Consider the following 12,509-nt stretch of genomic DNA (forward strand, 5'->3'; position numbering starts at 1 on the left):
AGTGTCCGTGATGGAAGCAACTACTCAAGGTTTTGCTGGATGTTTGTACAGTGGAATTGGTGCTGGCTCCGAACACGGCTGAACGCCTAGACTTCGTCGATCTTCAGCACAGGAATAGCCCGTGACCTCCATTTTCTGGTACGACTATGAAACCACCGGCATCAACCCGCGCAGCGATCGCCCACTGCAGGTTGCCGGCATTCGTACGGACCTCGATCTCAACGAGGTCGGCCCGCCGGTCAATCTTTACTGCCTGCCCAGCGACGACATCCTGCCCCATCCCGCCGCCTGTGCCATTACCGGTATAACCCCTGGAATACTGGCGGAAAAAGGCCTGGCCGAGGCCGATTTCATGACCCGTGTACATGCCGAACTGGCGGCCCCGGGGACGTGCGGCGCAGGTTACAACACCTTGCGGTTTGACGACGAAATGACGCGCTACAGCCTGTATCGCAACTTTTTCGACCCCTACGCGCGGGAGTGGCAGGGCGGTAACAGCCGCTGGGACCTGATCGATGTGGTTCGCACTGCCTACGCCCTGCGCCCGGAAGGCATCGAGTGGCCGCAGCAGGATGGGCGCGTGACCCTCAAGCTCGAGCGCCTGACCGCCGCCAACGGGATTGACCATGGCCAGGCCCACGATGCGTTATCCGACGTGCGTGCCACCATCGCCCTGGCGCGCCTGGTGCGCGAGAAGCAGCCCAAGCTGTACGACTGGCTGTTTCAACTGCGCAGCAAGCAACGGGTGATGGACCAGGTGCGCCTGCTGCAACCCATGGTGCATATCTCCGGACGTTTTTCCGCCGAGCGTCATTACCTGGGGGTCGTGCTGCCCCTGGCCTGGCACCCGCGCAACCGCAATGCACTGATTGTCTGCGACCTTGGGCTCGATCCCCAGGGGCTGCTGGACCTGGATGCCGCTGCCTTGCGCCAACGCCTGTATACCCGTCGCGAGGACCTTGCCGAAGGTGAACTGCCGGTGCCGCTCAAGTTGGTGCATATCAACCGTTGCCCCGTGGTCGCGCCCTTGAACGTACTGCGGGCCGAGGATCGTGAACGCCTGCAATTGGATATGGATATTTGCCAGGCGCGAGCCCTGCGGCTAACTGACGCACAGGCACTTTGGCGCGATAAGTTGGCAGTCATTTACGCCGAGGAAGATTTTGCCCCGAGTTCAGACCCGGAACAGCAGCTTTACGAGGGTTTTATCGGGGATCGTGATCGACGCTTATGCGAGCAAGTCCGGGCGGCTGAGCCTGCGCAGTTAGCCAGCCAGCAGTGGCCTTTTGATGATCAGCGTTTGCCTGAATTATTGTTTCGCTACCGGGCGCGTAACTTCCCCAATACGCTGAACAGCGAGGAGCAACAACGCTGGAAACTTTTCTGTCAGCAACGTTTGGCAAATCCTGAATTCGGCGCGCCGAATACCCTGGAGGCATTTAATCACGCTCGGCAGGAGTTGGCCGTTAGTGCGACGCCGTTTCAGCAGCAGGTGCTGGAGCAATGGCAGAGATATGCCGACTCTTTAGCCGCTCGTGTGAATCGGTAATAGCGGTTTGTAGAAAAGACGGTCAATAAAAAACGCCAGCAAGCTGGCGTTTTTAATGGGTTGCGTATCAAGCGCAGACCGGGTGAGGCTTAGCCCAGCAGGGTAGCCCAGCCTTCAACCACGTCACCGCCCCACTTGGCTTTCCACTCTTTCAGGGTTTTGTGGTTGCCGCCTTTGGTTTCAATCACTTCACCGTTGTGCGGGTTTTTGTATTGCTTGACCTTGCGCGCACGCTTGGTACCGGTAGTTTTCACGGCGCCACGGGGTGCTTTAACTTTCGACTCTGGATCCAGCAGCGCGATGATGTCACGCAGGGATTTGGAGTATTCACCCATGAGGGTGCGCAGTTTGCCTTCGAATTCCAGCTCGGTTTTCAGTTTGTCATCTTGGGACAGGTTCTTCAAACGAGCTTGCAGCTCTTTGATAGCTTCTTCGGTGGCACGGTATTCGTTGATCAGAGACATGTGGACTACCTTATGTAGAACGCTGATTGACAGGGATAGTGGCCCAATAATAGTCAGGCGGTTTCCCCAAGTAAACATTTAAGCGCGTATTCAGGTGAATTACTTTGAATGTTTGTGAAGACGCTATGCAATCGAGTTAATTAGTAGGGGCTACCCCGAAAATAATCTCCTTGAAATTCGCATAATTGCTGCAGCGTGCGCTGTTCATTCATATAGCAATGGTAAAACCATGCGCTATTAAGGGATGTGGCCAGGGCAACGGATCAGAATAAGGCTCATCGAATACTGCAGTTTTTCTGCACAATCGCTAGAATGGCGGCCTTTGTGAAGTTCTGGAGTTCCCCCCTAATGCGCACTTTTCGGCTGGTGATTGCTTGCCCGGACCGGGTCGGCATCGTTGCCAAAGTCAGTAACTTTCTGGCCTCCCACAACGGCTGGATCACCGAGGCGAGCCATCACTCGGACAACCTCAGCGGTTGGTTCTTCATGCGTCACGAAATCCGTGCCGACACGCTGCCCTTTGGTCTTGAAGCGTTCCGCGAGGCATTTTCACCCATCGCGGAAGAGTTTTCGATGACCTGGCACATCACCGACACCGAGCAGAAAAAGCGCGTGGTGTTGATGGCCAGCCGCGAATCCCACTGCCTGGCCGATTTGTTGCACCGCTGGCACAGCGACGAGCTGGATTGCGAGATCGCGTGCGTGATCTCCAACCATGACGACCTGCGCAGCATGGTCGAGTGGCATGGCATCCCTTACTACCACGTGCCGGTCAACCCGCAGGACAAGGAGCCGGCGTTCGCCGAGGTCTCTCGCCTGGTCAAGCAGCATGAGGCCGACGTGGTTGTGCTGGCGCGCTACATGCAAATCCTGCCGCCTGAGCTGTGCCGCGAATACGCAGGCAAGGTGATCAACATTCACCACAGCTTCCTGCCGTCGTTCGTGGGGGCCAAGCCTTACCACCAGGCTTCCCTGCGGGGCGTGAAGTTGATTGGCGCAACCTGCCATTACGTCACCGAAGAGCTGGATGCCGGTCCGATCATCGAGCAGGACGTGGTGCGTGTCAGCCACAGTGACAGCATTGAGGACATGGTGCGGTTTGGCCGTGATGTCGAGAAGATGGTGCTGGCCCGTGGCCTGCGCTATCACCTGGAAGACCGCGTGCTGGTGCACGGCAACAAGACGGTCGTATTCTGATTCAAGCGTCTTGGTTGAACAAAGAAGGGCCTGGGCGTTAAATCGCTGCAGGCCCTTTTTCATTCCCCGCACTTTTCAGGACCAGGCCATGACCGACCCACTTGATAAAGCCACGTCCAAGGCGCCTGCGACGTTGGGTGAGGGCTGCCTGAGTCGTTACGACCCGGATGCGCTGGAGCCGGAAGACGGTACGGACTTTCCGGGAGCCGCCGAGCTGTGGGAGCAATTGCAGGAGGCCGATGAATTGCCCGGAGCCCCTGGCCGAGGTGCTTGAGCGACCACCTGTTCAGCCAGCCAGGCAGCCTTGGTCTGCGGTGTTCGCCCTGCGTCGAGTAGGCGTTGTACGGTTTCAAGCCAATAGCCGCGAGAGAATGCGTGGCGCATGTCTACCGGGTGCACGCCCAGGCGAATCACCGGGGCGGCGTGCCAGCGCTGTTCGCGACGATCGCTGATGACTCTGGACACCCCTCGGCGCCATGCACTGCGCGCACTCCAGGTCAGGCCCGGGGCTTCGATCGGCGTGAAATCGGGCAGTCGATACAGATGCTGCGGGCTGCTGGTGTAGCTCAGCGGTAGTTGGCGCAGGGCCTCGCGAGTGCCTTGGCTCATTAACCAGGCGGGTGCGACGAAGCCGTGCAACGGCCAGTCATGACGCCGGAATACTTCAATGCCATCCTGAAGACGATCAAGGGCCTGGGCTTGAGACAGTTGATAAAACTCAGCCTCATGGGTGTAGAGGCGGCGCATGAACCAGTCTTTGGGTGTGCGCGGTGCCGGTTGGTCATCGCAATGGTAGTAACCGTGCAAGGCAAGTTCATCGCCCTTGGTCACGCGGCGATCCAGCAGGCGTTGAAAATCGCCGTGGGCAGTCAAGGCGTCGCGATGATGGAAGTCCGGCACCACCAACCATGTGATTGGCACGGCGCCCAGGGCATCGACGGCTTCGACAAAGGGCCGATAATCGGCCCAGTTGTGCGGCGCCACATCGTGCAGCACCAGTAATACCGAGCGCTCATGCATGGGAAGGCATCGGCTTGTGACTGCCCAGTACCGCGTGGTAGTGGCCGAGCAGGCTGTCGACCACCGTATACCAGGCGTAATGTTGTTCTACATGACGCCGAGCCTGCGCGCCCAGGCGCCTGCTGCCGAGGTTGAACAGCTCGCGCACCGTATCGGCCATCGCCCTTGGGTTGTTCGGTGCGCACAGCAGGCCGCAGCGTTCGTCGACTATCTCCGTGAACGCGCCAGCCGCCACCGCGATTACCGGTATGCCGCAAGCCATGGCTTCGAGGATGACCAGGCCAAAGGTTTCCTGGTCGCCGCCATGCAGCAAGGCATCGGCACTGGCCATCAGCCGGGCGACATGCTGTGCCGGGCGAAACCCCTCGATGACGGTGACATTGGCCGGCACGCTGGTCGGCATGCCGGAGCCCACCAGCACCAAGTGATAGCCGTCCCCCAGGCGTTTCATGCAGCGAAGCAGGATCGGCAGGTTTTTTTCCTTGGAGCCGCGCCCGGCAAAGATCAGCAGGCGGGTGTCTTCGCCGATCCCCAACTCGGCGCGCAGGCCTGGGTCGCGGGCGTCAGGGGTAAAGGTTTGCAGGTCCACGCCCAGTGGTTGGACGAACACATTCTTCACGCCGAGCCCCATGAGCTTGTCGGCCATTACCTGGCTGGGCGCCAGTACCCGGTCGAAACTTCCATAGAGTTTGCTGACATAGGCTTCAACGTTCGGGGCAAACCAAGACCCCATGCGGTTGCTCACCAGTAGCGGTAAGTCGGAGTGGTAAAAGCCGATCACCGGCACATCCAGCTGGCGCCGGGCATCCAGCGCGGCCCAGGCGGTGAGATAGGGATCACCTACCTCGATCAGATCGGGCTGTAAATCGTGCAGGACATTTCGCCAAGGGGCGAGGCGAAGGGGGAAGCGGTAGCCTTTGCCGAAGGGCAGCGCGGGAGCCGGTACCTTGAAGATGCCATCCTGGTTGCTCCATTGCGCGCCAGGAATCAACAGGCTATGGCGAATGCCGGGCTTAAGCCTCAGGCGTCGGTGCTTGGCGTCCAGGTAAGTGCGCACGCCGCCGCTTGTCGGGGCGTAGAACATGGTTATGTCAGCGATATGCACGATGAACATCCCTCCGATCCATTGCTCTCCTAACGTGGACCTGAGCTAAGGATAGATGTTCGGTTGGCGTTCATCGTGAAAACAGTGCGGGAGCCTGACCGGCTCCTGCGGTAGTTCAGATCCGGAAGCTGCCCACCAGCTGTTTCAACCGTGCCGCCTGCTGTTCCAGGTCGGCGCAGGCGCGCAGCGTCGATTGCAGGTTTTCCACGCCTTCCTGATTGAGGGTGTTGATCTCGGTGATGTCCATGTTGATCGACTCCACGACCGAGGTCTGCTCTTCGGTCGCGGTGGCCACCGACTGGTTCATGCCGTCGATCTCGCCAATGCGCTGGGTCACGCTGTTCAAGCGTTCGCCGGCCAGGTTGGCGATTTCCACGCTGTCATGACTGTGGCGCTGGCTGTCGCTCATGGTGCTGACTGAGTCACGGGCACCGATTTGCAGCTCCTCGATCATCTTTTGTACTTGCTGTGCCGATTCCTGGGTGCGATGGGCCAGGTTGCGCACTTCATCGGCGACCACCGCAAACCCGCGCCCGGCTTCCCCGGCGCGTGCGGCTTCGATGGCGGCATTCAGTGCCAGCAGGTTGGTTTGCTGGGAAATACTGGTGATTACCTCAAGAATCTGGCCGATATTCACCGTCTTGCTGTTAAGTGCTTCGATATTGCTGCTTGAGGCACTGATCATTGCAGACAGCTGAGTCATCGCCTTGATATTGCGTTCGACCACCTGTTGACCGTCTTCGGCCAATTGCCGTGCATCGCTGGCCTGGTTGGAGGCCTGTGCGGCGTTACGCGCGATTTCCTGTGCGGCGGCGCCCAGTTCGTTGATCGCGGCGGCAACGCTGTTGGTGCGGTTGGCCTGTTCGTCGGAATTGACCATCGACGAGTTGGACGCACTGACAACCCGCAGTGCGACTTCATTCACCTGTTGGGTGGCTGAGGACACTTCGCGGATCGATGTATGAATGCGCTCTACGAAGCTGTTGAATGCGTTACCCAGGGTGCCGAACTCATCGTGATTCTGGATGGCCAGGCGGCGAGTCAGGTCACCTTCGCCGTCGGCGATGTCCTGCATCGCGCGAGTCATCACGTGCAGCGGCTGCAGCAGCACGCGTATCAGCATGCCGAGCAGAGCGATGATGATCACCACGGCAATCACGGTGGCGATTACGGCGGAGGTGCGGAATTTGCTGAGCATTGCGTAGGCTTCGTCCTTGTCCACTGATACCCCGAGGTACCAGTTCACCGAGGGCAGCCCCTTGATCCGTGTGAAAGTAACGATGTTGTCCTTGCCGTTGGCTTCGACTTCGCTGAAGTCGCCGCTGATGGTGGGCGTGTGTTTTGGGTAGACATCGGAGAGCGACTTCATCACCAGGCTTTTGTCCGGGTGTACCAGCACCTTGCCGTCGGCACTGACCAGGAACGCATAGCCCATGCCACCGAAGTTCAGTGCACCGATGTTGTCCACCAGGGTCTGCAGGCTCAGGTCGCCGCCGACCACGCCGATGCTCTGGCTACCCTTGGCGCTGGGGGTGGCGATGGAGATGATCAATTGCCCGGTGGCTGCGTCGATGTAGGGCTCGGTCAGGGTCGAACCGTTGCTGCTCTGGGCACCTTTGTACCAGGGGCGAACGCGTGGATCGAAGCCGTCCGGCATCTTGGTGTCGGGACGGATGGTGAAGGCGCCCTGACTGTCACCCACGTAGGTAGCCATGAACGATGACGTCAGGGTTTTCTGCTCCAGCAGGCTTGCAACCGCAGCGGGTTCAGGGTTGATGGCGATGTTCTGTGCGGCGTTTTCCACCAATGCGATACGTCCGGTCAGCCAGGTCTGGATACTGTTGGCGGTGACGTCGCCCATCTCGTGCAGGTAGCTATTGAGGTCTTCGCGTATCGCGTTACGTTGCAAATAGTCGTTATAAAGGGTGAACAGCGTAAATGCCGCGATGACGATAAGGGAGGCTGCAAGCAGGATTTTATGGCTGAAACGCAGATTTTTATTCATAGCTTGAAGGGTCCGCTAAGGTCTTAATATCCGAAGCGCGTCCTTGTGGAACACGCGGGAGGGTAGCGTCAAAAAAAGTTTGATATTTCCGTTGGTCCCTGTAGGAACTATCTGAGCGTTTTTTAGACTTTGTGGGTCTCACATCTGTCTTATCGACCTGGCGACATTAAAGATTAACCATGGGTGACGAAATGCCTGACTCCACGCAACTCCTTATCGGTGCCGGTCTTGACGGCCAGCCCATTGCCCAGGCCATGCGCCTGGCCAACCGTCACGGCTTGATCGCCGGCGCCACGGGCACAGGCAAGACGGTCACGTTGCAACGTCTGGCAGAAGCGTTCAGTGATGCGGGCGTCGCGGTATTTGCCGCGGATATCAAAGGTGACCTCTGTGGCCTGGGTGCCGCCGCCAACCCTCAGGGCAAAGTCGCAGAGCGCATCGCCGGCATGCCGTTCCTTAATTACACGGCCAAGGCGTATCCGGTCACGCTATGGGACATCCACGGGCAGTCCGGTCATCCATTGCGCACCACCATCAGCGAAATGGGGCCTTTGTTGCTCGGCAGTTTGCTGGAACTCACGGACAGCCAGCAGTCGGCCCTTTACGCGGCGTTCAAGGTGGCGGATCGCGAAGGCCTGTTGCTGCTGGACCTCAAGGACCTCAAGGCCCTGCTCAACCACCTGCGTTATCACCCGGAGTTGCTCGGCGAGGATGCGGCGCTGATGACCACCGGCTCCAGCCAGGCGCTGTTGCGGCGTCTGGCAGTATTGGAGCAGCAGGGCGCCGAGGCGTTGTTTGGCGAGCCGGCCCTGCAGCTTGAAGACATCTTGCAGCCCACCCGCGAGGGACGCGGGCGTATCCATCTGCTGGATGCCAGCCGCCTGGTGCATGAAGCGCCGAAGGTGTACGCGACCTTCCTGTTGTGGCTGTTGGCGGAATTGTTCGAGCAGCTGCCCGAGCGCGGCGATGCCGACAAACCGTTGCTGGCGCTGTTTTTCGACGAGGCGCATTTGTTGTTTGCCGACACGCCCAAGGCTTTGCAGGAGCGCTTGGAGCAAGTGGTGCGGCTGATCCGTTCCAAGGGCGTGGGGGTGTATTTCGTCACCCAATCGCCGGGCGACCTGCCGGACTCCGTGCTGGCGCAACTGGGTTTGCGCATCCAGCATGGCCTGCGGGCGTTCACCACGAAAGAACAGAAATCCTTGCGGGCGGTCGCAGACGGGTTCCGGCCGAACCCGGCGTTTGATGCGTTATCGGTGTTGACCGAGTTGGGCACGGGTGAGGCATTGGTGGGCACCTTGCAGGAAAAAGGTACGCCTGAAGTGGTCCAGCGCGTACTGGTCGCGCCGCCGCAATCGCGAATCGGGCCGCTCAGCGTCGCTGAACGCGCTGCATTGGTGGCCGGTTCGCCCTTGCAGGGGCGCTATGACAAGCCGATTGATCGCGAGTCGGCCTATGAAGTACTGATGGCGCGCAAGGCGCTTGGACCGACCGAAGAGGCCAGGCAGGCCGACGAGGAGCCCAGCTTCACCGACAAGGCCGGGGCGTTTCTGGGAACCACCGCAGGCAAGGCGCTGAAGTCCGCGATGCAGCAGGCCGCCAATCAGATGGGGCGCCAACTGGTGCGTGGTTTGCTGGGGTCTTTGCTGGGCGGCAGTAAGCGCAAGTAACGGTTCAGGGCTTGGGCTTGCCATGGGCGGCCAGCCGCTCAAGTGCCGCGCGCAGGCCCGGATCGCTGATGCCGTCGGCCGTGGCCTGAATCGTCTCGGCCGCCGTCTCCGACAAGTCCATCGTGTGGCCCGCCGCGCCTTGCTGCACGGTCGGCGGCTGCACCTTGAACTGGATGCGCGTCAAGCTGGCGAACTCATCGAACGCCATCAATTGACGCTGCAGGCGTTTTTGCTGATAGCGCAGGCGGGTCGCCCAGTGGCCATCTGTGACAATCAGCAGCAGGTTGCCTTCACGCCAGGACGCCACGTGGCAGTGCTCACGGGCCGCCGGTTGCAGTTGGCTTTCGAGCAGGCGTTGCAAATGGCCCAAGCGTTGCGCATGGCCAAAGATGGCTTTCAACGGCTTGGCTTCGCGAAGCAACACGCTGGGCGCGCGGGCTGTAAGAGGGCGAAATGCCATGATTGGACACCTTAAGTAACAGAGCGGCCATCTTAGCAGAAAGCGTCTACGCGGCCCCGGGCAATGCATTGCCGGGGCTTTATCCACAAAATCAATGAGCTCCACGGGTTGAAGTTCGCGCAAAAGCCCTTATTTTAAACAAGCCCTCTCACAGCCCCTTGCCCGCCTCGGGGAACAACGCCACTTTCCTCACCCACGATTCCGGGTAGAATGCGCGTTCGCATGCGGCCGTGAGGGCTGCTCGGGCCACTCACGGTGCGCCCTCCATCCCTATGTGTGGAAGAACCTGCCGATATGTTTGCGCCTTTGTTAAAGAAACTTTTTGGAAGCAAGAATGAGCGCGAAGTCAAACGCATGCTCAAGACGGTGCAGCTGGTCAATGCCTTCGAAGAGCAGATGGTTGCCCTTTCGGACGAGCAATTGCGCGCCAAGACCGAAGAGTTCAAGGCCCGCATAGCCAAAGGTGAAACCCTCGACAAGCTGCTTCCCGAAGCCTTTGCGGTTGCCCGTGAAGCCGGTAAGCGTGTCATGGGCATGCGCCACTTCGACGTGCAGTTGATCGGCGGCATGACCTTGCATGAAGGCATGATTGCCGAAATGCGTACCGGTGAAGGCAAGACCCTGGTAGCAACCCTGGGTGTTTACCTCAACGCACTGTCCGGCAAGGGCGTGCACGTTGTGACGGTGAACGACTACCTGGCTCGTCGGGACGCCAACTGGATGCGCCCGCTGTATGAATTCCTCGGCCTGACCGTCGGCGTGGTAACGCCGTTCCAGCCGCCGGAAGAGAAGCGCGCCGCCTACGCCGCCGACATCACCTACGGTACCAACAACGAATTCGGTTTCGACTACCTGCGCGACAACATGGCGTTCAGCATGGAAGAAAAATTCCAGCGCGAACTCAACTTTGCCGTGATCGACGAAGTCGACTCCATCCTCATCGACGAAGCCCGTACCCCGCTGATCATCTCCGGCCAGGCCGAAGACAGCTCGCGCCTGTACACCGAGATCAACAAGTTGATCCCGCGCCTTGAGCAGCACATCGAGGAAGTGGAAGGCGTGGTGACCAAAGAAGGTCACTTCACCATCGACGAGAAGACCCGCCAGGTCGAACTCAACGAAGCCGGTCACCAGTTCGTCGAAGACATGCTGACCCAGATCGGCCTGCTGGCCGAAGGCGAGAGCCTGTACTCGGCCCACAACCTGAGCCTGCTGACCCACGTGTATGCCGGCCTGCGTGCCCACAAGCTGTTCCATCGCAATGTCGAATACATCGTGCAGGATGGCCAGGTCGTACTGGTCGACGAACACACCGGGCGTACCATGCCGGGCCGTCGTCTGTCCGAAGGCCTGCACCAGGCCATCGAAGCCAAGGAAATGCTCAACATCCAGGCCGAAAGCCAGACGTTGGCGTCCACCACCTTCCAGAACTACTTCCGCCTGTACAACAAGCTGTCCGGCATGACCGGTACCGCCGACACCGAAGCGTTCGAATTCCACCAGATCTACGGCCTGTCGGTGGTGGTCATCCCGCCGAACAAGCCGCTGGCCCGTAAAGACTTCAACGACCTGGTGTTCCTGACTGCCGAAGAGAAATACGCGGCGATCATCAACGACATCAAGGACGGCATGGCCCAGGGTCGTCCGATCCTGGTGGGTACCGCCACCATCGAGACTTCCGAGCACGTGTCCAACCTGCTCAACAAGGAAGGCATCGAGCACAAGGTCCTCAACGCCAAGTTCCACGAAAAAGAAGCCGAGATCATCGCCCAGGCCGGTCGCCCGGGTGCGCTGACCATCGCCACCAACATGGCCGGTCGTGGTACCGACATCCTGCTGGGCGGCAACTGGGAAGTGGAAGTGGCTTCGCTGGACGATCCGACCCCTGAGCAGATCGCCCAGATCAAGGCAGACTGGCAGAAACGCCACCAGGCCGTGCTGGAATCCGGTGGCTTGCAGGTGATCGCATCCGAGCGCCACGAATCCCGTCGTATCGACAACCAGCTGCGCGGTCGTGCCGGCCGCCAGGGTGACGCCGGTTCCAGCCGTTTCTACCTGTCCCTGGAAGACAGCCTGATGCGTATCTTCGCCTCGGATCGGGTGAAGAACTTCATGAAGGCCCTGGGCATGCAGTCCGGTGAAGCGATCGAGCACCGCATGGTGACCAACGCCATCGAGAAGGCCCAGCGCAAGGTAGAAGGCCGTAACTTCGACATTCGTAAGCAACTGCTCGAGTTCGATGACGTCAACAACGAACAGCGTAAAGTGATCTATCACATGCGTAACACGTTGCTGGCCGCCGACAACATTGGCGAAACCATCGCCGATTTCCGTCAGGACGTGCTCAACGCCACCGTCAGCGCACATATCCCGCCACAATCGCTGCCTGAGCAGTGGGATGTCGCTGGCCTGGAAGCGGCGTTGAAGAGCGACTTCGGTGTCGACTTGCCGGTCCAGCAATGGCTCGACGAAGACGACCACCTGTACGAAGAAACCCTGCGCGAGAAGCTCATGACCGAGCTGCTGGCCGCATACAACGAGAAAGAAGAGCAGGCGAGTGCCGAAGCACTGCGCACCTTCGAGAAGCAAATCGTACTGCGCGTGCTGGACGACCTGTGGAAAGACCACCTGTCGACCATGGACCACCTGCGTCACGGCATCCACTTGCGTGGCTATGCCCAGAAGAACCCGAAGCAGGAGTACAAGCGCGAGTCGTTCACGCTGTTCTCCGAGTTGCTGGATTCGATCAAGCGCGATTCGATTCGCGTTCTGTCCCACGTTCAGGTGCGTCGCGAAGACCCGATCGAGGAAGAAGCGCGCCTGCGCCAGGAGGCCGAGGCACTGGCTGCGCGCATGCAGTTCCAGCACGACGAGGCACCCGGTCTGGAAGCGCCTGAAGTATTGGGTGAAGAGGTCGATGTGGCCCTGGCCCAGACCCCGGTTCGCAACGAGCAGAAGCTGGGCCGCAACGAACTGTGCTGGTGCGGTTCGGGCAAGAAGTACAAACACTGCCACGGCGAAATCAACTAAGATTTTTGC

General features: G+C 59.6%; 9 protein-coding genes and 2 pseudogenes. 5 read left to right on the forward strand and 6 right to left on the reverse strand.

What is annotated here, in order from left to right:
* The first annotated feature begins 121 nt into the window (after nt 1-121).
* Complete coding sequence (gene sbcB, locus BLQ09_RS20600) at nt 122-1,549, forward strand: exodeoxyribonuclease I (RefSeq protein ID WP_092358384.1); 1,428 nt, start codon at nt 122-124, stop codon at nt 1,547-1,549.
* Between the two features lie 89 nt (nt 1,550-1,638).
* Here sbcB and mvaT read toward each other — a convergent pair whose 3' ends face one another.
* Nucleotides 1,639-2,013, reverse strand: coding sequence for a histone-like nucleoid-structuring protein MvaT (gene mvaT, locus BLQ09_RS20605; RefSeq protein ID WP_003175830.1), 375 nt, complete (start codon nt 2,011-2,013; stop codon nt 1,639-1,641).
* Nucleotides 2,014-2,361: 348 nt separating this feature from the next.
* Between mvaT and purU the strand changes: the two genes are divergently transcribed.
* Both purU and BLQ09_RS31680 read left to right on the forward strand, forming a co-directional pair.
* Complete coding sequence (gene purU, locus BLQ09_RS20610; protein ID WP_027605521.1) at nt 2,362-3,210, forward strand: formyltetrahydrofolate deformylase; 849 nt, start codon at nt 2,362-2,364, stop codon at nt 3,208-3,210.
* 88 nt (nt 3,211-3,298) lie between these two features.
* On the forward strand, nt 3,299-3,484 hold the full coding sequence (locus tag BLQ09_RS31680) for a hypothetical protein (RefSeq protein ID WP_081744424.1): 186 nt from the start codon (nt 3,299-3,301) through the stop codon (nt 3,482-3,484).
* 8 nt (nt 3,485-3,492) lie between these two features.
* Here BLQ09_RS31680 and BLQ09_RS20620 read toward each other — a convergent pair.
* The 4 genes and pseudogenes from BLQ09_RS20620 to BLQ09_RS31970 form a co-directional block, all read right to left on the reverse strand.
* Nucleotides 3,493-4,230: pseudogene (locus BLQ09_RS20620) on the reverse strand (DUF2334 domain-containing protein); the annotation flags it as partial.
* Nucleotides 4,223-5,344, reverse strand: a complete 1,122-nt coding sequence (locus BLQ09_RS20625) for an N-acetylglucosaminyl phosphatidylglycerol synthase (RefSeq protein ID WP_027605522.1) — start codon at nt 5,342-5,344, stop codon at nt 4,223-4,225. The gene BLQ09_RS20625 and the pseudogene BLQ09_RS20620, both read right to left, overlap by 8 nt.
* A 106-nt stretch (nt 5,345-5,450) precedes the next feature.
* Complete coding sequence (locus BLQ09_RS31965) at nt 5,451-6,215, reverse strand: methyl-accepting chemotaxis protein (protein WP_370671262.1); 765 nt, start codon at nt 6,213-6,215, stop codon at nt 5,451-5,453.
* 93 nt (nt 6,216-6,308) lie between these two features.
* Nucleotides 6,309-7,340, reverse strand: a pseudogene (locus BLQ09_RS31970) (cache domain-containing protein); the annotation flags it as partial.
* Nucleotides 7,341-7,531: 191 nt separating this feature from the next.
* Between BLQ09_RS31970 and BLQ09_RS20635 the strand changes: the two are divergent.
* Nucleotides 7,532-9,010: a helicase HerA-like domain-containing protein gene (locus BLQ09_RS20635; protein WP_051429346.1), complete on the forward strand. Its 1,479-nt coding sequence runs from the start codon at nt 7,532-7,534 to the stop codon at nt 9,008-9,010.
* A 4-nt stretch (nt 9,011-9,014) separates the two neighbouring features.
* Here BLQ09_RS20635 and BLQ09_RS20640 read toward each other — a convergent pair whose 3' ends face one another.
* Nucleotides 9,015-9,470 (reverse strand): DUF721 domain-containing protein, encoded by a 456-nt coding sequence (locus tag BLQ09_RS20640; RefSeq protein WP_027605525.1) that lies wholly within the window; start codon nt 9,468-9,470, stop codon nt 9,015-9,017.
* Between the two features lie 294 nt (nt 9,471-9,764).
* On the opposite strand from BLQ09_RS20640, the gene secA reads away from it, so the two are divergent.
* Nucleotides 9,765-12,500 carry a preprotein translocase subunit SecA gene (gene secA, locus BLQ09_RS20645; protein WP_092358386.1) on the forward strand — a complete coding sequence of 912 codons (2,736 nt, stop codon included), beginning with the start codon at nt 9,765-9,767 and terminating at the stop codon, nt 12,498-12,500.
* The last annotated feature ends 9 nt before the right edge of the window (nt 12,501-12,509 follow it).

The organism is Pseudomonas sp. NFACC25, assembly GCF_900100935.1.
GTDB classification, from domain to species: Bacteria; Pseudomonadota; Gammaproteobacteria; order Pseudomonadales; family Pseudomonadaceae; genus Aquipseudomonas; species Aquipseudomonas marginalis.